The sequence below is a fragment of the Kitasatospora sp. NBC_01287 genome (assembly GCF_026340565.1).
Lineage (GTDB): Bacteria > Actinomycetota > Actinomycetes > Streptomycetales > Streptomycetaceae > Kitasatospora.
The window spans coordinates 2,428,222-2,450,705 of sequence record NZ_JAPEPB010000001.1 but is presented as its reverse complement, the minus strand read 5'-3'; the positions used below and the strand labels follow the sequence as shown (position 1 = coordinate 2,450,705).

General features: G+C 71.5%; 16 protein-coding genes and 2 pseudogenes. 9 read left to right on the top strand and 9 right to left on the bottom strand.

Annotated elements, in window-relative coordinates:
- Nucleotides 1-18 precede the first annotated feature (18 nt).
- Nucleotides 19-357, top strand: coding sequence for a hypothetical protein (locus OG455_RS10205; RefSeq protein WP_266292311.1), 339 nt, complete (start codon nucleotides 19-21; stop codon nucleotides 355-357).
- 109 nt (nucleotides 358-466) lie between these two features.
- Here the strand turns inward: OG455_RS10205 and OG455_RS10200 are convergent.
- From OG455_RS10200 to OG455_RS42035, 3 genes and pseudogenes are all read right to left on the bottom strand, one after another.
- Nucleotides 467-1,774, bottom strand: a pseudogene (locus tag OG455_RS10200) (tyrosine-type recombinase/integrase); the annotation flags it as partial.
- Between the two features lie 37 nt (nucleotides 1,775-1,811).
- Nucleotides 1,812-1,997, bottom strand: a complete 186-nt coding sequence (locus tag OG455_RS10195) for a helix-turn-helix domain-containing protein (protein WP_266292309.1) — start codon at nucleotides 1,995-1,997, stop codon at nucleotides 1,812-1,814.
- Nucleotides 1,994-3,137, bottom strand: a pseudogene (locus OG455_RS42035) (replication initiator); the annotation flags it as partial. The pseudogene OG455_RS42035 and the gene OG455_RS10195, both read right to left, overlap by 4 nt.
- A gap of 1,187 nt (nucleotides 3,138-4,324) precedes the next feature.
- Between OG455_RS42035 and OG455_RS10185 the strand changes: the two are divergent.
- Both OG455_RS10185 and OG455_RS10180 read left to right on the top strand, forming a co-directional pair.
- Complete coding sequence (locus tag OG455_RS10185; RefSeq protein ID WP_266292307.1) at nucleotides 4,325-5,107, top strand: hypothetical protein; 783 nt, start codon at nucleotides 4,325-4,327, stop codon at nucleotides 5,105-5,107.
- Between the two features lie 16 nt (nucleotides 5,108-5,123).
- The gene (locus tag OG455_RS10180; protein ID WP_266292305.1) at nucleotides 5,124-5,699 is read left to right on the top strand and encodes a tetratricopeptide repeat protein; all 576 of its coding nucleotides are present in this window, start codon (nucleotides 5,124-5,126) and stop codon (nucleotides 5,697-5,699) included.
- Between the two features lie 435 nt (nucleotides 5,700-6,134).
- On the opposite strand, the gene OG455_RS10175 is transcribed toward OG455_RS10180, so the two are convergent.
- Together OG455_RS10175 and OG455_RS10170 are read right to left on the bottom strand one after the other, a co-directional pair.
- Nucleotides 6,135-6,677 carry a methylated-DNA--[protein]-cysteine S-methyltransferase gene (locus OG455_RS10175; protein WP_266292303.1) on the bottom strand — a complete coding sequence of 181 codons (543 nt, stop codon included), beginning with the start codon at nucleotides 6,675-6,677 and terminating at the stop codon, nucleotides 6,135-6,137.
- Nucleotides 6,678-6,726: 49 nt separating this feature from the next.
- A complete protein-coding gene (locus OG455_RS10170) occupies nucleotides 6,727-7,626 on the bottom strand; it encodes a LysR family transcriptional regulator (protein WP_266292301.1) in 900 nt (299 codons plus the stop codon).
- A 191-nt stretch (nucleotides 7,627-7,817) separates the two neighbouring features.
- Between OG455_RS10170 and OG455_RS10165 the strand changes: the two genes are divergently transcribed.
- The 4 genes from OG455_RS10165 to OG455_RS10150 all read left to right on the top strand — a co-directional run bounded on the left by OG455_RS10165 (nucleotide 7,818) and on the right by OG455_RS10150 (nucleotide 13,707).
- Nucleotides 7,818-8,870, top strand: a complete 1,053-nt coding sequence (locus tag OG455_RS10165; RefSeq protein ID WP_266292299.1) for a YncE family protein — start codon at nucleotides 7,818-7,820, stop codon at nucleotides 8,868-8,870.
- A 284-nt stretch (nucleotides 8,871-9,154) separates the two neighbouring features.
- Complete coding sequence (locus OG455_RS10160) at nucleotides 9,155-10,114, top strand: LysR family transcriptional regulator (RefSeq protein WP_266292297.1); 960 nt, start codon at nucleotides 9,155-9,157, stop codon at nucleotides 10,112-10,114.
- A 271-nt stretch (nucleotides 10,115-10,385) separates the two neighbouring features.
- Nucleotides 10,386-12,983, top strand: a complete 2,598-nt coding sequence (locus tag OG455_RS10155) for a collagenase (RefSeq protein WP_266292295.1) — start codon at nucleotides 10,386-10,388, stop codon at nucleotides 12,981-12,983.
- 226 nt (nucleotides 12,984-13,209) lie between these two features.
- Nucleotides 13,210-13,707, top strand: coding sequence for an LURP-one-related/scramblase family protein (locus OG455_RS10150; RefSeq protein WP_266292293.1), 498 nt, complete (start codon nucleotides 13,210-13,212; stop codon nucleotides 13,705-13,707).
- Between the two features lie 115 nt (nucleotides 13,708-13,822).
- Here the strand turns inward: OG455_RS10150 and OG455_RS10145 are convergent, their stop codons facing one another.
- From OG455_RS10145 to OG455_RS10135, 3 genes are all read right to left on the bottom strand, one after another.
- Nucleotides 13,823-15,070, bottom strand: a complete 1,248-nt coding sequence (locus OG455_RS10145) for a VWA-like domain-containing protein (RefSeq protein ID WP_266292291.1) — start codon at nucleotides 15,068-15,070, stop codon at nucleotides 13,823-13,825.
- The gene (locus OG455_RS10140; protein WP_266292289.1) at nucleotides 15,067-16,410 is read right to left on the bottom strand and encodes a MoxR family ATPase; all 1,344 of its coding nucleotides are present in this window, start codon (nucleotides 16,408-16,410) and stop codon (nucleotides 15,067-15,069) included. Before OG455_RS10140 ends, OG455_RS10145 begins: the two co-directional genes overlap by 4 nt.
- 131 nt (nucleotides 16,411-16,541) lie before the next feature.
- Nucleotides 16,542-18,068, bottom strand: a complete 1,527-nt coding sequence (locus OG455_RS10135; protein WP_266292287.1) for a hypothetical protein — start codon at nucleotides 18,066-18,068, stop codon at nucleotides 16,542-16,544.
- A 310-nt stretch (nucleotides 18,069-18,378) separates the two neighbouring features.
- Here OG455_RS10135 and OG455_RS10130 point away from each other — a divergent pair, with 310 nt between their 5' ends.
- Both OG455_RS10130 and OG455_RS10125 read left to right on the top strand, forming a co-directional pair.
- Nucleotides 18,379-19,650 (top strand): lipase family protein, encoded by a 1,272-nt coding sequence (locus OG455_RS10130; RefSeq protein ID WP_266292285.1) that lies wholly within the window; start codon nucleotides 18,379-18,381, stop codon nucleotides 19,648-19,650.
- 270 nt (nucleotides 19,651-19,920) lie between these two features.
- On the top strand, nucleotides 19,921-20,559 hold the full coding sequence (locus tag OG455_RS10125) for a hypothetical protein (RefSeq protein WP_266292283.1): 639 nt from the start codon (nucleotides 19,921-19,923) through the stop codon (nucleotides 20,557-20,559).
- A gap of 69 nt (nucleotides 20,560-20,628) precedes the next feature.
- Here OG455_RS10125 and OG455_RS10120 read toward each other — a convergent pair whose 3' ends face one another.
- On the bottom strand, nucleotides 20,629-22,455 hold the full coding sequence (locus tag OG455_RS10120) for a thiopeptide-type bacteriocin biosynthesis protein (RefSeq protein WP_266292281.1): 1,827 nt from the start codon (nucleotides 22,453-22,455) through the stop codon (nucleotides 20,629-20,631).
- Between the last annotated feature and the right edge of the window lie 29 nt (nucleotides 22,456-22,484).

Sequence of the window (22,484 nt, the reverse complement as noted above, 5' to 3'; positions counted from 1 at the left end):
AGCCCCTCGCATCGCACGATGTTGCTCCGTAGCAACCCGAGTCCTGGTGATGATGGCGGTACCAGGATCGAGATCTACGTCGGCAATGTCGAAGTAATGTTCCTGAAGCCGAGGATGAAGGGGGTGAAGATTTGGCGACCTTCACCTAAGGAGGCGTCCGAGGCAGCTGAGAAGTTCAGCATCGGCGATAAGTTGCAGTCGCTCTATCTCGTTTCGAGTGAGGATTTCTGTGGCTTCGTCGTGGGTGGCCGTCCATCTTGGAGGGAAGCCGTGCGGGACTTCGACGATGAGACCTTGTTCGACTTTGGACAAGAGTGGCCACCAGGTCCGGAAATGAACTGGGGACAGATTGAGTGAGGCGTTAAGGATTCCCTGCATACCTGAGTAGGGTCGCTTCTGAGGCCCCATCGGAAACCGATTCCGATGGGGCCTCTTGGGTGTCTGACGGCAGTAGTTGACGGCAACGTCAGCGGACGGGTGCTGCACAAAGCGGCGGGTCGTCGCCGTCGTCGGGGCCGGTGGTGGCCTCGGAGGGCTTGCCGAGGCCGAGGGTACGGCCGAGGAGGTCGATGGCGTCGCGCTGGAGGCGGAGGCGGACGTGGGCGTACACCGTCGCGGTGACGCCGATGTGGGCGTGACCGAGGAGTTCCTTGATGACGACGAGTTCGACGCCCTGTTCCAGGAGGAGCGTCGCGGTCGAGTGCCGCAGGTCGTGGAATCGGATCGCCCGCAGGCGGGAGCAGCGGAGCAGGGCGTTGAAGCGCCGCGTGAGGGTGGAGGGTTCGATGGGGTGGCCGTCCAGGCGGGTGAAGACAAGGCCGTTGTCCACCCACTCGGCGCCGGCTTGCTGCTTCTCATGGACCTGTCGGTCACGGTGCTCGTGGAGCGAGGCGACGCACGCGGCCGGGAGGGCGATGCGGCGCTCCGAGCTGATCGTCTTGGTCGGCAGGGTAGTGAGGCCACCGGTACCGGTGCGCTGGAGGGTGCGGCGGATGCTGGCGGTGCCGTTGTCGAGATCGATGTCTTCCCAGCGCAGGCCGAGGAGTTCGCCCTTGCGGAGTCCGGTGCGCAGAGCGAGTTCGAACAGTGCGTGGAGGCGGTGGCTCTGTGCGGAGGCGAGGAAGGTGCGGGCCTCGTGGGCCGTGAGGGGGTTGAAGCGGCGGGGTCGGGGTGTGCCGGTGCGGACGTTGCGGGCGACGTTGCGGGGGATCTCCTCCTCGCGCACGGCGTGCTCCAGGGCGGACTTGAGCACGGAGTGGATGTAGGCGAGCGTGAGCGGGGAGAGGTACTTGTGGCAGCACTTCCCGATGGCGCAGCAGCGCGGGCGGCGGCCGGCCGGGGCGTCGGGCTTGCGTCGGGCGTCGATGCCGCGAGCGCAGCACTGGCAGACGATCCGCAGCCCGTTCAGCCAGGTGCGCACGTCCTTCGCGGTGAGTTTGGCGAGCTTCTTCTTGCCGAGGCCGGGGATGAGGTACTGGTTGACGCAGGCGGTGTAGCGGGTGTGGGTGGTCTCGCGGAGCTGGTGGATGGCGACGTTCTCCAGCCAGTACGTCAGGTAGGCGGCCAGGCTGCCCTGAGCAGTGACGACAGGGAAGCCGCGGTTGCTGGCGGCGGTCTTCTCGGTGAGCTTGGCGAGGGCTTCCTTGCGGGTGGTGCCGTAGACGCGGACGCGCTTGCGGGTGTCGCCGGGGGTGAGGACGTAGCCTGCGGCTTCCCAGCGGCCGTCCTTGCGCTTGTAGACGGTTCCGTCGCCGTTGGCGCGGGCGCGGCGCGAACCGGCGGGGCGGGGTTGGTGTCGGGGGCGGTGGTCATCAGGCTGCCTCTCCGAGTTGGTGGTGGACGAGGGCGGTCAGGGCGTGGGTGGGGATGCGGCGGGCGCGGCCGATGGTGATCGAGGCCAGTCGCCGGGTGCGAATGAGGGCGTAGACGGTGGAGCGGCTGATCTTCAGGCGTGCCATGACCTCGGGAACGGTGAGGAGTTCGGCCTCGGCGGTCACGCGCTCGCCTCCGTCTGGACGGCGGTGGTCAGCGGGTCGGTGGTGTGACCGGCCGGGTCACTGGCGCGCCGCGCCTGCCGGGGGCGGCTCGGTTGCTTGGGCCGAGGGCGCGGTGTGGTGGCCAGGAGGTCAGCGAGGTGGGCGAGTTCGGGCAGGAGGCCGGTTCCGGCGTACTGCCAGTGCGAGATCACCAGAGTCGTGTCCGCGCCGCCGGATCGCCCGTCCTTCGCGCGGCGACCGGCGTGGTGACCGGGGCCGGGGTCGGTGTGACCGGCGGTCAGGTCAGCGCGGTCGTCGCGGTCACTGTGCCGGTCAGTGACCGGCTGGCCCTCACCGGTCGGTTCCTGACCGTCGTGTCGGCCAACAGCTGCCGGGTCGAGCGGCGTCGAGGCAGAGGTGGTGTCATCTTGGCGGCCGCGCCAGGCGGTGCGTTCGGCTCGGAGGTGGGTGAGGGTGGTGGAGTAGTGGCGGGTGCGGGTGGAGAAGTGGCCTCGGAAGCCGAGCATGTGGGCCCACTGGCGCAGGCGGAGGTGGGTGTGCTGGGGCTGAGCGCCGAGGTGCCAGGCTGTGTGGATCATGCGGCGGGCGTGGTCGGTGAGGTCGTGCCGGGCGAGTTCGGCGAGGAAGCGCAGTCGGCGGTCGAGGGTGTCGATGGCAGTTTCGGCGCCCTTGGTGGCGTACTTGGCGATGTAGGCGGCGACGTGGCGGTCGGTGACGGGGGCGTCGCCGGTGAAGTCGCTGCTGCGGATCGCACGGACATCGATCTGCCGACCGAACCGGAACACCGTGGACTCCGACGGCTGCATCCCGTCGGTCTTCCCGGACGCGGAGCGGTGCTGGTGCCGGACGCGGGCCCGCTTCGCGGCGGCGCGGACGGCGTGGTCGAGGAGCGCGGTGGTGGCCCAGGCAGGCGGGGCGCTTGCGGGGCCGGTGGGTCCGTCGATGCGGATGACGGTGTGGAAGTGGATCTGGCCGCGCTTCTGGTACTCGGCGACCTTGGCGTAGGACAGGGTCGCGTGGTGGCGCAGGGTGCGCTGGGTGAGTCCGGCGGCGTGGGCGATCTCGCGCCGGAGGTGGGTGGTGAAGCGGGCCCACAGGGCGGGGGCGTGGGGCGTTCCACAGCACCGCTCCGGTGTAGTCGCCTCTGACGGCAGTAGCGACGGCAACAACCACGGACTTCAGCGCACATCCACGGACACCGACGGACCGTCAAACCACCGCTGACCTGCGAAAAAGCAGGTGGAGAGGGGTCGCGTAGCACACGTGCTATGTGCTGGCGGGCACCACGCCGGTCCTCGTGCATAATGTCTGCGGCCCCACCGAAGCAGACGCTGAGGTTGCTAGAGGTAGGGCTGAGGAACTTCAAGGTGCGCGTAACGACTATCCGAATGCAGATCAGCACGGGACCACTTCGGTGATGGGTGTCTTTAACACGGAGACCAGGACGTGGACCAATAGGATCGCGATCAACGGTGGTGGCCCTATGCCGTCCGGATGGACGTTGCGCCCCGGAGAAGAATTTGTCCAAGGACGAGGGAATGCAGAGGAAACTATCTTGGACAATTTGGGGCCGAATGAAATCTGCTGGGACATCTGCTACGGCCGCCTCGATTCGAAGGGGCTCGTGTTCGGGGGTGCCGGATATCGTGGCGGCAATGCAGATAAATCTCCGTTCTCGCTGTTCTGGTCTGAGGGTTGGTAACTGTGCGCAGGATTAGGCATGATCGGGCCGAAGGGTTCGCCATCGGTGATCGCCTCAGCATCTCGTGCGAGCCTGTTGACGTGCAGATCTCTTCGGGCTCTGCCACTCGGATCTTTATTGAGTGGCCGTGGCGCGAGGTCGATCCTGAGTCAAGGGCTCGCTGGGATGGAACATTCGGATTCCCCCGCGATCCTGATCATTGGGAGTGGCGAAACATGCCGTGGAGGCTGGAGCCCGATCCCTCTGAGCTGTCGGCTGGCGATTCGTGCATGATTGGCATTCCGCCCACTGAGGTGCAGGTGATGGCTATTGACGAATACGTTCCATCGGCTGATTTCGGATGGATACCTAGGCCGACTTGGGGCCTCGGAGTCTGCCCCATTGCCGACGTGTCGGACGAAGAGGCTGGATATATCCTCTACTTGGGTTCGGATGAGCCGATCACTATCGAGCGATCTCGGTCGTAGGACGCGGAGCTCAAGTCTGTTTTGGTGATACTAGGTGAGCTCATTGGATAATCCGCTGATTTGAGTGCGTCGGTGGACTCCGAAATGGGTTCGGAATATCGGTCTGGTTGTAATGTAGAAGCCCCGCCGGAGTGTGTCCGGCGGGGCTTCTGCGGGTCTTGACGGCAGTAGTTGACAGCAACGCCAGCGGACGGGTGCTGGACAAAGCGGCGGGTCGTCGCCGTCGTCTGGCCGGAGAAATTTCCATCCTGGTGCACAACGAATGCCCGACGTCGGCTGCTCTTCGCGCGGCACCACGTCCGGACGATGTCGAATTTCCTCCTTTTGAAGCAAAGAAGACGGCAGCCCAAGCCGGCTCGGTGCAGGTGCTGAGTGCGTACGCAGATGAAGTTCCTGCGGGATTTGATCGGGCCACACTCGAGCAGGTTCTTCAGATTCAGGATGAGATGGGGATCAATCGAACCCAGAACGGCTTCCTGGATAATGAGGCGGGTTCAGGTTCGTATTATCTTTCGCACGCTGAGAAGCAGGCATCGACACTGAACCCGGATGATCCGATCTCAGTCTCCAGGGAAATGTGCGACAATTGTATTGATTGGTTCGCAGAGAGATCCAGGATGCCAGGTCAGACGATTTATGTAACTGACCCTGACGCGATCAATGTCTTCCAGCCGGACGGAATGCCTGACCGTTCCCGCCCCTGGCGTCCGTACCCGGAAGGCCAGTCGGCTCAGTCGTTGGTGAACGCGGCTGAGGCGGCTCGTCGGCGAGGTGACTTCGTCGAGGAAGGGAATTGGCTTGTGCATGCGGCTCGCCTGGGGGGCGGCGGGGCACGTGCTCAGCTTTTGGCTCTGGCGCCGTTGATCGAGGAACTAGCTGAAAGCGGGAGATGCAGACGCCAAGGCGCTTCTGGCGGGAATTCTGCTGATCACTTACTCTGATCTTGTCCGGGCTCGATTGCTGTTCTCCGAGGCTGCTGCCCTCGGTGTGCCGGAAGCTATGCGCGGAATGGGTTTCATGCTGACCAGAGGGATCGGCGGGTCGAAAGATCTTGTCCAGGCCAATTCGTACCTCGGAAAAGCGGTCGAAGGCGGCGACTCCTATGCCGCCCATAATTTGGCAGTGAATTACAAGAAGGGCGATGGGGTCGAGCCGGATCGCCAGGAGTACCTGAGGCTGCTTCGCATCGCCGCGCGGGCGGGAGTGCCTGAGGCGTGTGCCCTGCTGGGTGATGAGTTGTCGGCCGTCGATCAGGATGCGGAGGCCTTTCAGTGGTACCTGAGGGCAGCTGCTTCAGGCCATGCTCCGGCCATGTTTGTGGCCGGTTGCTGGTACCGGGGAGGGGTCGGCACCTCGGTCGATGGCGTCCAGGCTATTCGCTGGTTTCTCTCGATGCTTGACCGTGGCAATGCGGACGGCATCCATCAGGCAATCGATCTTGCCCGTTACATGACTGCTGATCAGGTGCGGGAGGCCGGCCGTCTGGCTGGCCGCGAGGCGGACGCGGAGCTCCTCCTTCGCCGCCGCGGCTGACACTCCCGACTCTTCGGTGAGAAGGTGTCTCATGTGTGGCTCGACGATCTGCGGCACGATGGGGCTCACGGGGTTGATCTGTCTCAGTGGTTGGTGCCGGAGGGCCTGTGTGTGCGGGGGCGCTGATCCCGTCGTTCGCGGGCCGCCGCCATGGTGGTGGGACCGCGGGGGCTGGAGGACCGGGAGGTGTTCACCGCCGTGGTTTATGTTCTGACGTCCGGGTAGCAATTCAGCAGGCGGCGAGCGGGCAGCGCACGGTGTGAGTGGGCCCTGTGCAAGGGGCGTGCAACCAGCGTCAGCCGTGGTCAATGATCTGACGGTGGGAGCATCAACCCGACAGCTCTTGCCACTCTGCGGGCTCAGCGCAGCCGTGCCAACCGATACCGCGTCCCGCATCGCGTGTGGTGCTCTCGCCGCAGCGTGCCTGGCGGAGCGTCAGAAGGCGAGCGCCTGCTGCACGCCGGCGCCCGCAGGCAGCGCGTGTTCGTGTTCCAGCAGTCGCCGCTTGCGGTCCAGGCCGCCGCCGTAGCCGGTGAGGTTGCCGTCGGCGCCCACGACGCGGTGGCAGGGGACGATGATGCCGATCGGGTTCTTGCCGTTGGCCAGGCCGACGGCGCGGGAGGCGGTCGGGTGGCCGATGTGGGCGGCGAGGTCGGCGTAGGTCCAGGTGTGGCCGTGGGGGATCTCGCGCAGGCCGGCCCAGACGCGTCGCTGGAAGGGGGTTCCGTGCAGGCGCAGTGGTAGGTCGAAGGTGTCGCGGTGGCCGGCGAAGTACTCGGCCAACTGCCGGGCCGTCTCGGCGAACGGCGGGTCGGTCGGCTCGAAGTGGCGGACGCCGAAGGTGGATTGATCGGGGCGGTGGCGCTGGCCCGCCATGTAGAGGCCGACGAGGTGGCTGTCCTCGGCCACCAGGGTGAGCGGGCCGTAGGGACTGTCGACGACGGTGTGCGTGCGCCCCGCCGGTGTCACTGCGTGCATCCGTCCAGCATGCCGGAGCGCCGGGGTGCGGACCGGCGGATTCGCGACCTCATCCCTGGCCCGCCCAGTGGGTGGTGGTGGCGCGGATCTGGTCGCGGAACCAGCGGTGTGCGGGGTCGCTCGTGTTGCGCGGGTGCCAGGCCATGCCGACGTCGAGAGGCGGGACGTCGAGCGGGATCGGGAAGGTCCGCAGGCCGAGGGCGGCGATGGTGTCCGGCAGGCGGCCGGCGAGGGTGAGGGAGACCAGGTCGGTCGACCGGGTCAGCAGCAAGGCGCTTGTGTGGCCGGGGACGACCGCCGCCACCCGGCGCCGCAGGCCGAGTCGGGCGAGCGCGGTGTCGATCGGGCCGTGGCGTTTGCCGCGCCGGGAGATGCCGATGTGGTCGGCCTCGGCGAAGCGGCGCGGGTCCATGGGGTGGTCGAACAGGGGGTGCCCGCCGCGTGCGACGGCCACCAGGGAGACCCGGGCGAGGCTCTCGGTGCGGGTCTCCGGGTCGAGGTGGTCCAGCACGCCCCACTCCAGGTCGATGTCGCCCTGCCGCAGCGCGGGGCCGCCCTCCGCCGACTCGGGGACGAAGACCAGGTCCACCCCCGGCGCCAGGGCGCGCACCCGGTCGATCAGCGGTGCGGCCAAGCCGGCCAGCAGCAGGTCACCGGCCTGGATGGTGAACGTGCGCTCCAGCCGGGCCACTTCGAAGCCGGCGGCGGGGACGAACAACGCGTCGGACTGCTGGACGAGTTCGCGCACCCGCTCCCGCAGTTCGAGGGCGCGCGGCGTCGGGACCAGCCGCTGGCCCGCGCGGACCAGCAGCGGGTCGCCCGCGGCGCGGCGGAGCTTGCCGAGCATCCGGCTCGCGGCGGCGGGGGAGGTGCCGAGCCGTTCGGCGGCCCGGGTCACGCTGTTCTCCTGGAGCAGCACGTCGAGTGCCCTCAGCAGGTTCAGGTCCATGGATTCCCCCTGGTCGGGCGTGGCCGGGCGTGGTGCGTACAGCCGTGGTGCGTACAGCCGTATTGCGTGCGGCAGAGTTGCGCTCAGCGGAAAGATGCCGTGCCCATCTTTGCATTGCCCGGAGGTACCCGGTTCTCCGAGAGTGGGACCACCCCCGCAGCGGCGGGGGCCTCGAACAGTAGGAGCCCACAGTGCAGCAGTCCGCCCGTACCGGCCGCGAGGGCGACGTCCTCGCGGTGGTGAGCCAGAGCAGTGCGCAGGTGTCGTTCTTCGACGCGGCCACCGACGAGCGCCTGGACACCCTCTCCGTCCTCGCCGAGCCGCACGAGCTCTGCTTCGACCCCACCCAACGCCTGCTGTGGTGCGCCAGCACGTACCACTCCGGCTACTACCACGCGAACGGCGGCCGGCGCAGCGAACTGACCGTCATCGACCCGGACACCCGCCGGATCGTCGAGGTCGTCGACATCTCTCCGGAGCACGGTCCGCACGGCCTGGCGCTGGACAGCGCGCGGGGCCGCCTCTACGTCAGCGTGGAGGGCTCGGACACCCGTCCCGGCGGCGTCGTGGTCATCGACACCCGGACCCGGCGCCCGATCGGCCGGATCGACACCGGTGCGCCGGGCCCGCACTGGTTCGTCGTCGACCCGGCAGGGCGGGCCGGCTACGCCAGCAACAAGGAGGCGCCCTTCGTCTCCGTGGTCGACCTCGACCGGGGCACGCTCACCGACCGGATCGAGGTGCCCGGCAGCGAGGGCATCGCGGTCTCCGCCGACGGGTCGCAGGTCTTCGTCGCCGCGCCCTACGGGGTGTTCGGCCCCCGCGGCGGCCCGGCGCCGGCCACCGGGATCCGGGTCATCGACACCGCGAGCGCCTCGGTCGTCGAGCTCCTGCCCACCGAGAACGTGGTCTTCCCGGTGCACGCCACCGCGGCCGGGGCCGTGCTCGTCGGCGAGCTGCGGATGGAGCCCGACCCCGCCACCGGACTCGGCCGGCAGACCGCGGGGCGGCTCACGGTCTTCGACGCCGGCAGTCACGAGCGGTTGGGCGCCATCGACGTCGGGCACTTCCCGCTGACCATCACCTCCTCCCCCGACGGCCGGCTCGGGTACGTCGCCTGCGTGACGTCCTCCACGGTCGACGTCGTCGAGTTGGAGACCATGCGGCGGCTGGCGCGGCTGGACGTCGCCAAGACCGGGGAGGCGGGTGCGCACGGGCTGGCCTACATCCCGAAGGCCGACTGACGGCGCGTCATCGGGCTGACGGTGAATCACCCGGATCGTGTGCCTCACCCGGGTCGTGTGCCTCACTCGGGCCCGGCGCGGCCCCGGTGCGGCCCCGGCGCCGCGCGGCACGTCCGGGGGTGGGTCCGGTACCGCCCATCGGGGGGTTGACGCGGCATGTCCACGGCGCGAAGGTGATCAGCAGATCTGACATGTTACGTGTGCTATTGCACAAGGGGGCAGCGGCACCCGTCCACCCGTCCGACGCCACCGGAGGGTCGGGCGGGCCGCCGGGGGGAGGGGCCATGGAGTTGGAGCTTCGGCACCTGCGGGTGCTGTGCACGATCGCCGACAGCGGGAGCGTGGGCCGGGCCGCCGCGGTGCTCGGGGCCTCGCAGCCGGCGACCAGCACCCAGCTGCGCCGGATCGAGCGGAACTTCGGCGCGCCGCTGTTCGAACGCACGGCCTCGGGCGTCGCGCCGACCTGCTTCGGCGTCGAGGTGCTGGCCGCCGCGCGCGAGGTGCTGGCCCGGATCGACAGCCTCGGCCGGCTCTCCGGCCAGGGCGGCGGGCACGCCCCCCGGGAGGTGCGGCTGGTGTCGACCAGCACGCCGATCCTGCCCGGACTGCTCGGCCGGACCCGGCAGCAGCGGCCCGACCTGCGCTTCACGGTGGGTACGGTGCCGCGCTGCTCCGACCTCGTCGAGCTGCTGGAGCGGGCGGAGGCGGACGCGGCCGTCGCCGTGGTCCACCCCGGCGTGGAGCTGCGGCACTCGCAGACCGTGGCCCACCGGTGCATCGTCACCGAGCCGCTCTTCGTGGCGCTGCCGGCCGGTCACCACCTGGGCCACCGCGCCGAGATCGCGCTGTCGGACCTGGCCGAGGAGAGCTGGTTGCTGGCGCCCGACGACGGGGCGGGCTGGCCCGGGGTCTTCCACCGGGCCTGTGCCGCGGCCGGCTTCAGTGCGGTCTCGGCGCAGGAGTTCCGCGGCGGCCGGCTGGAGCTGCAGGACCTGATCGCGGCCGGGCTCGGGATCTCCCTCGTCCCGGCGAGCACCCGGCCGTTGGGCGCGGTGGTCGTCAGACCGCTGGCCGGCGCGCCGATCCGGGTCCGCCACCTGCTGCTCTGGCGGACCGCCGCGGTAGGGGAGGAGATCGTGGAGACGCTCTTCGTCGCCGCGACCACGGCCTACCGGGACCTGATCGCCGGCTCGCCGCAGGTGCAGCCCTGGACCGGCGGGACCCGCCGGATGGGCCGCCTGTAGTCGGTCCCCGCCGCACGGAGCCGGGATGCCGGGCCCCGGCCTGCCCGCGTGCGGTGTCGCGTGCGGTGCCGCACTGCGCTGTGTGCGGGGCTGTGTGCGGGGCCGTGGGCGGGGCCGTGGGCGGGGTCGGGCGCGGTGTTATGACCGAAGGTGTTCTGCCATATGACCTGTGACATTGTTCTGATGGTCATTCGGTGGCAGGCTGCACGCCACATCCCCCTCGCCTCGCCTGATGCTCAGTGAGCTCCCCCCACAGGAGAAGGACTCAGCAGTGCGCCTGCGCATACCGCTCCCCACCGTCATGGCCGTCGTCGCCACCGCCGCCACGGCCGCCACCTTCCTGCCGGCCCCGGCGTTCGCCGCCCCCGCCGTGCTTCCGGTCAAGGTGTCGCCCGCCTCCGCCCCGGCCGCCCCAGCCGCCTCGGCCGCCGTCCCGAAGCCGTTCGGCCCCGTGGTCGCCGCCGACTCCACGGACGAGACCTCCGCGGCCACGCCGCTGCCGCCGGCCCTGCTCAGCCAGGCCACGCTGGCCCAGCCGGCCGGCACGGTCGTGCAGACCAGGCCCCGCCCGGCCGACCAGAAGGCCCCGGCCAAGCCGGCGCAGGCGAACCAGAAGACAGCTCTGGCCGCCGGTGCCGCCACCCAGAGCTGTACCCCGGCCGACTTCGGCAGTCGCAGCGGTGCCGCCCTGGTCTCCTTCATCGAGAGCTCGACCACCGACTGCGTCAACACGCTCTTCAACGTCACCGGCACCGACGCGGGCAACATCTTCAAGCAGCAGCAGATGGTGACCGTCGCCCAGGCCTTCCAGCAGCTCGCCACCACCTACACCGGTGACGACTCGACCGGCATCTGGCAGCTGGTGCTCTTCCTGCGGGCCGGCTACTACGTCCAGTCCAACAACGCGAGCGCCGTCGGCACCTACGACGCCACCTTGACGGCCGCCACCCAGGCCGGCCTGGACGCCTTCTTCGCGAGCCGCCACTGGACCGACGTCACCGACGCCAACGGCAGCGTGCTCTACGACGTGCTGGTCCTGACCGACAGCGCCAACCTGCAGGGCAGGTACCTGAAGGTCTACAAGCAGGTGCTGACCAGCTACAACAACTCCTACAACGTCTCCGCGAACATGGTGAACGCGGTGAACGCGGTCCTGTCCGCGCCGCTGTGGCGGGGCAACTTCAACCCGGACTTCGTCTCCGCGGTCAGCGCCGACCCGAGCGTCATCACGACCCTGAGCACCTTCGCGCTCGGCCACGAGGACCTGCTCAGCGGCGCGAACGCCTTCCTGGACGCCAACGCGGGCAACGACCTGGCCCGGATGGCCGGCGACAACGCCACCATCGAGGCCGCGGCCAAGCCCCTGGTGAAGTCGGTGCTCGACTCCGCCCCGATCCTGGGCCCCACCGGTTCGCTCTACGTCCACACCGCCTACCAGGCGGACACGTACGACGCCGCCCAGTGCTCGTACTACAACACCTGCGACCTGCCGGCGAAGCTGAGCGCGGCGGTCCTCTCGCACACCCTGGTCTGCGACAACCGCACCATCGTGACCGAGTCCCTCTCGGCTGCCGACCTGGCCGCGGTCTGCACCAGCCTGCGGGGCGAGGACACCTTCTTCCACAACATGGTCAAGGACAACGGTCCCGTCCCAGGCCAGTACGACAAGAACATCACTCTGGCGATCTTCTCCAACAACGCCGACTACCTGACCTACTCCTGGGCGATCTACGGCAACGACACCGACAACGGTGGCGAGACGCTGATGAACGCGACGGACCCGACCAACCAGGCCGTGTCGGTGATGTACCAGAAGTCGTGGAACGACGGCTTCACCGCGAACGTGTGGAACCTCAACCACGAGTACACGCACTACATGGACGGCATCTACGACATGAAGGGTGACTTCTCCACCCAGACGTCCGTCCCGGACATCTGGTGGATCGAAGGGGTCGCCGAGTACGAGTCCTACGCCTACCGCGGCACCACCGACACCCAGGCGATGACGGAGGCGGCCAAGCACACGTACAAGCTCAGCACGATCTTCCAGAACACCTATGACAACTCGGACTCGACCCGCGTCTACCCGTGGGGCTACCTCGCCGTCCGGTACATGTTCGAGAAGCACCCGGCCGACGTCACCAACATGCTGAACCACTTCCGTGCCGGTGACTTCCAGGGCGCCTACAACGTCTACAACAGCATCGGCACCGCCTACGACGCCGACTTCGACAGCTGGCTGAACACCTGCGCCGCCGGCGCCTGCTACGCGGCCGGCCCGACGGCCCTGTTCAACCAGTCGGTGAACGGCGCCACGGTCAGCCTGACCGACACCTCCGTCGAGAACGCCAGCTCCGCCAAGATCACCTCGTGGAACTGGACCTTCGGCGACGGCAGTTCGTCCAACCAGCAGAACCCGACCCACACCTACGCGGCCGCCGGCACCTACACCGTCGCCCTGACCGTGACCGACAGCAGCGGCAAGAGCGCCAGCACGCCGACCTCGGTCACCGTGGCCACCGGAGGCGTGGTGACCCTGCCCACCTGCACCGACCAGCGCACCGACGCGATGGGCCAGAACTGCTCGCGGGCCAACCGCGCCGAGAGCGCCGGCAACACGGACTACATGTACATCTACCTGCCGGCCGGCACCAGCACGCTGAAGGTCTCCACCTCCGGCGGCACCGGCACCGAGTCCCTCTACTACAACCCGAGCACCTGGGCGTCGCCGAAGGCCTTCACCGCCTCGTCCACCAACCCCGGCACGGCCCAGAGCCTCACCGTCACCAACACCACGGCCGGCTACCGTTACATCAGCCTCTACGCCAACACCGACTTCAGCGGTGTCACGGTCAGCACCCAGTTCTGAGTGCCGACTTCCGAGCCTTGCCACTGAGCTCACTTGAGCTCACAGCATGATGCACCCGGGCAGTCACGGCCGGGGCGGTCCGCCGCCTCCCGTGACTGCCCGGCGGCCGTTCGCCCGGCTCGGCCCGTCGGAGCCGTACGTTCCGGCGCTGGTGGTCCAGGATGTCCCTCACGCGGCGGTGGTGCCGTGACGAGCACGGGACGAGCACGGGACGAGGAGCGGGCCGATGGGGAAGTACCAGGTCAGGGAGAAGATCTTCGCGATCGGGGACGACTACTGGATCGAGGACGAGCACGGCGAGAAGGCGTTCCTGGTCGACGCCAAGGTGCTGCGCATCCGCGACACCTTCGAACTGCGCGACCCGGAGGGCCGGGTGGTGGCGGTGATCAAGTCGAAAGCGCTGTCGATCCGGGACGCGATGAAGATCGAGGACGCCCACGGGGAGGTGGTCGCCACCGTGCGCAAGAAGCTCTTCACGCCGTTCCGCGACAAGTACCACGTGGAGCTGGGCGACGGCGGGGAGTTGGAGATCCACGGCGACCTGATCGACAAGGACTACCGGATCGAGGACGAGCACGGCGCGAAGGTCGCCGAGATCTCCCGCAAGTGGTTCCGGTTCCGCGACACCTACGGCGTGCGGATCGCCGACGGCGCGGACGCCGCCCTCCTGCTCGCGGTGGCGGTCTGCGTCGACCACCTGGTGCACCAGGAGAACGGCGGCTGACGATACGTCGGGCGGCCGGCTGATGGCCCGCCGGCCGCCGGCCGCCGGCCCCCGCCGGCCCCCGCCGGCCCGCCGGCCCGCCGGCCCGCTGGTCCGCTGGTCCGGGCCGGCGGGCCTAGCCGATCTCCACCACGTGCGCCCAGGCGGGCGGGGAGTCCGGCTCGTAGTCGGGATCGTCCTCGCGCCAGGTGTCCTTGTGCCGCCGGGCGAAGAGGCCCACCACCGTGCGGCACGACGGCCGGGTGGCCGGCCAGGGGGTCTGGCCGTCGGTCAGCACCACGATGACGTCCGGCGGGTGCTGGGACCGGAGTGCCTTGGCGAAGCCCGTGCGCAGGTCCGTACCGCCGCCGCCGACCAGCGGGATCTTCTCGGCCTGGCACAGCGGGTGCGCGATCCGGGCCGCCGCGTCGCACGACATGACGGAGACCAGGTCGCGGCGGCCGCCCACGGCGCGGGAGATCGCGGCGACCTCCAGCAGCGCGCTGCCCAGCTCGCCGTCGCTGACCGAGCCGGAGGTGTCGATGACCACGCAGACCCGGGGCGGCCTGCGCCGCAGGCTCGGCAGCACGGTGCCGGGCAGCGCGGACGAGCGCCGCGACGGCCGGCTGTAGCTGTAGTCCTCGCCCGCCCCGGCGCTGGAGGCCGCCGAGCGGACCGCCGCGCCCAGCAGCGCCCGCCAGGGCTGGGGCGGGTGGAACGCCTCCTCGGCCCACCGCTGCCACGCCCGGGGGGAGTTGCCGGGACGGGCGGAGATGCCCTGCGCCACCCGGAACCGGACCGCGTCCTGCTCCTGCGCGCTGAGGCCGTGCGCGTCGCCAGGCCCCAGGTCCCACTCCCGCTCCAGGCCGTCGGCCCCGCTGCCGCAGTCCAGCCAGGCCAGGTCCTGGGTGGTCAGGTCGAGCCGGATCCGGCTCAGGTAGTCCTCCATCAGCTCCCCGTCGGGGAGTCCCAGCGCCGCCGGCAGGACCGCGCCTTCGGGTTGGACCAGCCCGGAGCCGTACACGTCGTCGTTGATCTCGCAGTCCGCGGCGATGTTCATCCGCAGCCGCTCGCCGGGGCCGGTCAGCCCCTGCTCACGGGCGAGGCGGTCACCGCGCCCGTGGTGGTCGCGCAGCAGGTGCGACACCTCGTGCACCCAGACCCCGGCCAGCTCCTCGACCGGCGTGCGGGCCACGAACGCCGGCGAGGCGTAGCAGCGCCAGTGCCGGTCGACGGCCATGGTCGGCACCCGCCGTGACTCCACGATGTGCAGGGCGAAGAGCGCCGTGGCGAGGTAGGGCCGGACCCGGGCGGCGTGCAGCCGGGCGGCGAAGAGCTTGCCGAGGTCCAGCGGTGCGGGCGCCGCCTCCACCCGGCGGGTCATCGGCCCGCCTTCGCGGCGGCGGCCGCCTCGGCCTCGGCCCGGGCCGTCGCCCGCTCTCCCGCCTGGTCCGCCCGGCGGGAGAGGGTGACCACACCGGCGAGCCGCTCGATCGAGGCCGGCACGTCCCAGTCCTGCCGGCGCAGCGAGGCGAGGGTCATGGCGGGGACGACCACCAGGTCGGGGGCGCCGGTCTCCATCGCCCGGACCAGGAGCGTCCACGCCGCGTCCCAGCGGGACTTCTCCGGGCGCAGGCGGACGGCGGCCACCACCCCGTCCAGCACGGCCAGGCGCAGATCCCCGCGCTCGGGCAGCGCGGTCCCCAGCGGGTCGGCGAGCACCTGCTCGGGGTCCGGGAGGTCCAACCGGTCCAGGCTCGCCAGCAGTTCGAGGCCGGGGCCCTCACCCACGGTGCCCCGCACCAGCAGGGAGAGCACGTCCTTGGAGCAGCCGGCCGCGGTCGCGAAGGCGGTCAGGCACAGGGCCATCTCCCAGCTCCGCGGCGACGGCCAGGGACCGCCCCGGCGCGCCTCGTTGCTGGGCAGCAGGTGCACCAGCTTGGGGCGGGCGGCGAGCAGCCCGCACACCGCGCGGCGGGCGAAGGCCACGGCGGCGGGCAGCGCCTGCGGGTCGAGCCGGGGCAGGGTGGCCCGGGGCCAGGTCCCGCCGAGGCCGCGGACCACCACCTCGTGGTCGTGGGTCCACTGGAGGTGGACGAACCGGTTGGCCAGCGGCGGGCTCAGCTCCCAGCCGTCGGCCGCCGAGGAGCGCGGATTGGCGGCGGCCACGATCCGTACGCCGGGCGGCAGTCGCAGGGAGCCGATCCGCCGTTCGAGGACCAGCCGGAGCAGGGCGGCCTGCACCGCGGGCGGCGCGGTGGACAGCTCGTCCAGGAAGAGCAGGCCGCGGCCGGCCCGCACCAGGCGCACGGCCCAGTCCGGCGGGGCCAGCGGGACACCCTGCTCGGCCGGGTCGTCGCCGACGATGGGCAGCCCCGAGAAGTCGGACGGCTCGTGCACGCTGGCGATCACCGTGGTGAGCGGCAGGTCGAGGGCCGTGGCCAGCTGGGTCAGGGCCGCGGTCTTGCCGATCCCCGGCTCGCCCCAGAGCAGTACGGGCAGGTCGGCGGCCACGGCCAGGGTCAGCGCCTCCAGCTGGATGTCGGGGCGCGGCTCGGTGGTGGTGTCGCGCAGCAGGGCCAGCAGCTCGCCGGCGACGTCGAGTTGGGAGCCGGAGGAGGGAGTGGGAGCGGGTGCGGGGACGGGGGTGGGTGCTGGGGTGGGTGCGGGGGTGGGTGCGGGAGCGAGGGTGGGGCTGGGGGCGGGAAGCGTCTGAGCAGGCATGGGTGATCACCTTGGGTTCGTGACGGGCCCGGTGCGGGCGGCGGGCAGGGTGAAGTGAGCGGGCCGGGTGAAGTGAGCGGGTGCGGGCCGGTGCGAGCGGTCGCGGGAGGCGGACGGGGCGGGGCCCCGCGTCATCGGCCCATCGTGTGGCGCGGGTGGGAGCGGTGCTCGGGGGAGCGGCGGGGCTTCGGGCGGCTGCGGCCGGGGGCGGGCCCGACCAGGCCCGCTCTGAACAGGCCGTAGGTGACCCGCCGCCGCGCGGCCGCCTCCAGCTCGTCGCGCAACTCGCCGCTGCGCAGCAGCGCGTCGGGGCCCAGCAGGCCTTCGACGACGGCGAGCGCGCCGGCGGTGTCGCCGTGGTCCAGGCGCTCGCGCACGCCGGTGAGGCACTCCGGACGGCGGTGCGCCTCGTCGATCGCCTGCAGGCAGGGCAGCGGCGTACCGGTCAGGGCGGCCAGCAGCTCCTCCCGGCGGACCTCGGCCGGGTCGTGGTCCAGCGGCGCCAGGACCCCGTCGACCAGGCCGATCCGGTGCCGGGCGCCCCGGCACGGCACCAGGCGCGGTTGCCCCGCCCGGTCCGGCGCCGGATCCGGTGTCCGGTTCGACGCCCATTCGAGCTGATGGTCCGTCAGCAAGGCTGTGGCGACCAGCGGGTGAAGCCGGGCGGCCTCGATCGCACCGGTGCGGATCAGCTCCAGGTCGGGCAGCACCCAGGTCGCCGCGTCGGGCAGGACCGGCAGCACGCGGGTGCCGTCATCGACGGAGACCGCCGCGATCCGCACGCCCGGGGACCCTGAGGCGTCCCGATCCGAGCCCCGATCCGAGCCCCGATCCGAGCCCCGATCCGAGCCCGGGGCGGATCCCGAGCCGATTCGCGGGCCGATTCGCGGGCCGATTCGCGGGCCCAACTCCGTTGCGAGGGACAGCTCCAGGACCAGCCGGTGCCGGGCCCCGAGCCGCACGGCGACAGGGCCGGTGGCCCGTCCCGCCGCGCGGAGCAGGATCCCCGCCTCGGCCGCCCACCGGTCGACGGCGCAGCGGCGCCCCTGCGGCAGCAGCCCTGGTGCCGACAGGTCCGGTGCGGGGCCTGGCCCGGCGGGCGCCGGGGCGGCGCCGGAGCGGATTCGCAACTCCCCGGCCCGGTGGACGTCCCAGAGGTGGCGGTGCAGGTCGAGTCGGTAGCGCGGGTGGGGACGCGGTCGCGGGTGGCGGCAGGTGTCGCTCCCGCCCTCGGACCCGTCCCACAGCGCGAGGCTGATCCGCTGACCGCCGTCCGCCCAGGCGGGCGGCGTGCGGACCACCAGGTGCACCGGGCCGGCCCCGTCCCGTCCCGCGCCGTCGTAGCGGGCCAGCGCGATGGTCAGGCCGGGCCGCAGCAGTCCGTCGGGGGCGATCCGCGGCAGGTGCCAGCGCAGCAGGTCGGGCGCGAGCCGGCGCAGGTCGGCTCGGATCCTGGCCGCCAGTTCCTGGCCGTGGGTGCGCGCCAGATGGCGCAGGTTGAGATCGACGTCGACACCGGCGGCGGCACATGCCCCGGCCCAGTCCCCGGCGTGGCGGCGGGCGGTCGCGGTCTCGATCATGGAGGGCGGCACGGCGAACTCGCGCACGCGCGGCCAGAAGGAAAGTCGGGAATCCCCGTCAGCGGTCCGAGTGAGCATCAGCACTCACCTTGCGCGGACGGGACCCCCGATCTCTGAAGAGAATAGGTAGTCATCGCGGGGAGCATAGCGCCCGCCACCCGCGCTCTGCCACAGCCTTTCGGTGCCCGGCCGCGACCGTGCCCGAGGAGGCTGACACGCGATGACTGTCACGATAAGTGACTTCTCGATCACTGGAACGTAGCCTCGACCCGATCATGACCCGCCGGCTCACGCCGCCGCCCCGCGCGGTCGGGCGGAAGCCAGCCCACGTCCAGTGATGGGAACCCTGATGAGAGCCTGGCTACGGGCAGCCACTGCGGCTGCCCTCGTGCCCTTCCTCGCGCTGGCGGGGCTGAGCACCCAAGCCGCCGCGGCCGGTGGCGTTCGGGGCGGGGAGCACCCGGTGCCGTGCGCGCTCGGTGTGCCGGCCGGCCCCGGTGGGGCCGACTTCTACGAGCCGCCGTCACCGCTGCCCCGGGGGCGCCACGGTGACCTGATCCGGGCCCAGCGGATCGAGGCGCCCGGTCACGCCCGCGCCTGCAAGATCCTCTACCGCTCGACGCTGCACGACGGCACCCCCGTCGCCGTCTCCGGCCTGGTCGTCTGGCCGGACGGCGCGGCGCCGTCCGGCGGGCGCAACGTGGTGGCGTGGGCCCACGGCACCGTCGGCGGACCGCGCCAGTGCGCGCCGTCGGCCGCGCCGAACCCGGCCCGGGACCTCGACGACTACTTCAGCTACCAGAGCCCCTTCGGGATCGACGTCGGGGTGCCCGCGCTGACCCAGTTCCTCGCCGCCGGCGACGTCGTGGTGGCGACCGACTACCAGGGCCTGGGGACGCCCGGCGTCCACCAGTACGTGGTCGGCGCGACCGAGACGCACAACGTGCTGGACTCGGTCACCGCGGCGCGGCAGCTCCGGCCGGTGCGCGCGAACAACCGCACGGCCGTCCTGGGTTGGTCGCAGGGCGGCGGCGCGGGGCTGTTCATCGGTCAGGACGCGCCCGCCTACAGCCCGGACCTCGACCTGGTCGGGGTGGCCGCCCTCGCCCCGGCGGCCGACCTCGGGCCCCAGTTCGCGGGCCTCGTGCTCCCCGGACCGCGCAACGCGTCCTCGGAGGCCCACAACGCGGCCCTGCGGGTCAACGTCTACCGGGGCTTCCTCGCGGCCTACCCCGAACTGCGGGCGAGTGACGTGCTGCAGCCGGCCGGGCTCGACGCGTTGCAGGGTGACGGGGAAGCGTGCATCGAGCACTTCGCCGACGTGATCCAGAACAACGTCGCCGACCAGCACCAGCTGGACACCCTGTTCCAGCCGCTGCGCGACGTCCCCGAGACCTGGAGCCGGCGCTTCTACGAGAACACCCCGGGCTACGCCACCACCGTGGCGCCGGTGCTGGTCATGCAGGGGACGGCCGACACCGTCATCAACCCCCACTCCACCGAGCAGTACATCAAGCGGGCCTGCGGCTTCAGCCAGCCGGTCGAGTACTCGACCTACCAGGGCGCCACCCACAACACGATCCCGTTCGAGGCGCAGCAGGAGTACCTGGCCTGGATCGCCGACCGGTTCGCCGGCGGCACGGCCCCCTCGAACTGCTGACGCGCCACCGTTCCCGGCCGCCGGCGGGCCGCGCCGCGCCGGCCGGAGCGTGAGCCGGGACGTGAGCCGGAAGGTGGGATGACCACCAGGCCGCACCGGCCCATGGGTTCCAGTGGACCCGTGGGCCGGTGCGGCCTTCGGCGTGTCGCGGCCGGGGCGCGAGGTCTGACGGACCATCAGCAGCCGTGATGGGGAGGAGTCCTGACGTTGACTCGGCGGAAGGCGCGTCGGGTGCCGAGCCCGGCGGGCGCGGTGGGGCAGCATGCCGTCATGGACAACGGAGAGATCGAGGACATCGACACGCTGGTGCGCACCCGCCGCGCCCTGCACGCCGTCGCGGAGCTGGTCCTGGCCGGCCCGCAGTACCGGACCAGCGGCACGATCAGACTGCGCGCCGCCCTCGGCGGCTTCGCCACCCGGGCCGAGCCGAACCTGCAGGTGGTCGGCGCGGACCTGGTGGCGCCCGGGCAGCGGCTCTTCCTGGAGCGGACCACCTGCGCCGCGCTGGCGGACGCCGTCGGGGTCGAGGCCGGCCCGCCCGCGGGGCTCTACCAGGACGGGTGCGGGCTCGGCCCCGAGGACGTGATCGAGGCCGAGCCGGGGGCCGCACACCGGATCGCGCAGGGCTTCGTGGTCGGCGACGCCGCGCTGCGCCGGTTGCTGCCCGGGGCGGACCCGGTGATCTGGCCCGAGCACTTCGACCTCGGGGTGACCGAGGCCGCGGTCAACTACGGGGTCTCCCCGGGTGACGACTTCCTGGCGGAGCCCTACGCCTATGTCGGGCCGCACACCCGGCGGTCGGGGGAGTACTGGAACGCGCCGTTCGGCGCGGCGGTCGCCGTCCGCGAACTCGGCGGTGTGGACGGTGTGCTGGCCTTCTTCGAGCAGGGGCGGCGACTGGCCGGCTGACGCGTGCTGGGCGGTGCCGGTGCCGGTGCCGGTGCCGGTGCCGCTGCCGGTGGCCGGCGGGCCGGGGCCTCAGGCCGCGCCCGGCGTCCGGCCGAGCGGCAGCAGGTACTGCAGGGGCTGGTCGAGGTCGTCCAGACCGAGCAGTTCGTGCGCGAGGTCGTCCTGTAGGCCGCCGACGGTGGTGGTGACCAGGCCCAGCGCGGTGGCGGTCAGCACCACCGTCTGGGCCAGGTGGCCGCACTCCAGCAGTCCCAGCCGCAGCGCCCGCAGGCCGTAGCGTCCGCGCAGCCGACCGAGGTCCAGGTAGAGCGCGAGCACGGCCGGCACCCGCTCGATGCCGATCCGCTGGAGGTCGTCGTCGGGTCGGGCGAAGTAGCCGGAGAGCGCCTTGAGTTCGTCGACGGCGGGTGCCGGGCCGAGCAGCCGCAGGGCGCGGCGCTCGGGCAGGCAGTCGTAGGTCCCCGGGGCCAGCCCGGCCACGTCGAGCGCGAGCAGGCGCAGCCGCGCCGTGTAGAGGGCGCCGGCACTCGGGTAGGGCCGGTGCAATGAGCGGTGGACGGTGCCGTCCGTCGCGGTCCAGCTGCTCTCGTGACTGGGCGCGTGGGCGTTCCAGAGCAGCGTGCCCAGGGTGGTCGCGGTCAGTGGACCGGCGAGCGGACCGCGCGCCGAGACCCGCCGCCGCAGCACCTGGCGCAGCGGGAGGTCGGGCAGCGGGTCACCCGGGAGTTCGATCTCGGGCAGGTCGAAGGGCGCCGGCGGTGAGGCGGCGCCGCCGGCGGGCAGCGGGCCGAGCGTGGTGTCCTCGTCGCGGCCCACCTGGAACTTGCTGCGCTCCAGGTACTGGCGGTCGACCGCGGTGTGCCCGGTGGGGAAGAAGGACGGCGGCTCGCCGGTGTCCAGCAGTGTCCGGGCGGCGAGCCGGCAGACCGCGCGCTCCTCGTCCGGGGCCACGCCGAGCCGGTTGAGCAGCATGTGCAGCTGGGAGGCCCAGACCCAGGGCAGCCGCAGGTCGGCGGGGACCGGTGCCTCGGCGCCGGCCGGGGCTCCGCTGCCGCCCGCCTCCCCGGTGCGGATCGTGGCGGCTTCGCGCAACCGGGTGTCGGCCTCCCGCACCACGGCGGCCCAGTCGGTGAGCCAGGGGGCCGCGGTGCCGTCCCGCAGCCCGGCGCGCACGGCCTCGGAGCGGGCCAGCAGGGCCTGGTGCTGTCCGGCGTGGACCCGGTTGACCTTGCTGTGCACGGCCGCGGCGGGCAGCAGCGCGACCTCGGTGACCCAGCGCCAGCCCCCCGCGTGCCGGCGCAGCCACTGCGCCGCCGCCAGCCGGTCCAGGCCCAGTGCTTCGGCCGTGGTCTGGGCCAGGTCGGCCGCCAGGGTCAGCCGTTGGGCGGTGCCGGTGCCGGTGCCGGTGCCGGTGTTGGCGCCCGGTGGTTGGGGCACGAGCGCGGCCAGGGCGCTCAGCGCCACCCGGGAAGACGCGGCGAAGACCTCCTCGGCGATCGGCAGCGCCCGCGCCCCGCCGTACCGCTCGGTCTCCGGCCGGTAGGGCACCGGGCGCACCTCGGCGTGCCGGGAGGCCCAACCCGGTTCGGCCGGAACGGTGTTCGGCGGTGCTGGGTGGTGCGGCTCGGCCTGCTCGGCCAACTGGGCGAGCAAGCCCGGCAGTTCGGTGGCGGTGTCGGCGGCCAGGCCGCGGATCCGGATCCGCAGGTGCGGGCCGCCCTCCTGGTAGCGGATGAAGAACCACCGGTCGGCCCGGCCATCGCGGACCAAGCCGTCCAGCAGCGGTGCGAGTTGGCGGACCAGGAACGCGTCGGTCTCCTCGGTCCCGCAGTGCAGGAACAGGTGCAGGCTGTGCCAGCCGGCCAGGTCGGTGGTTGCGGGCGCGGTGGTGGTCACGGGCGGATCCTCCGGAGTCCGGGCGGACG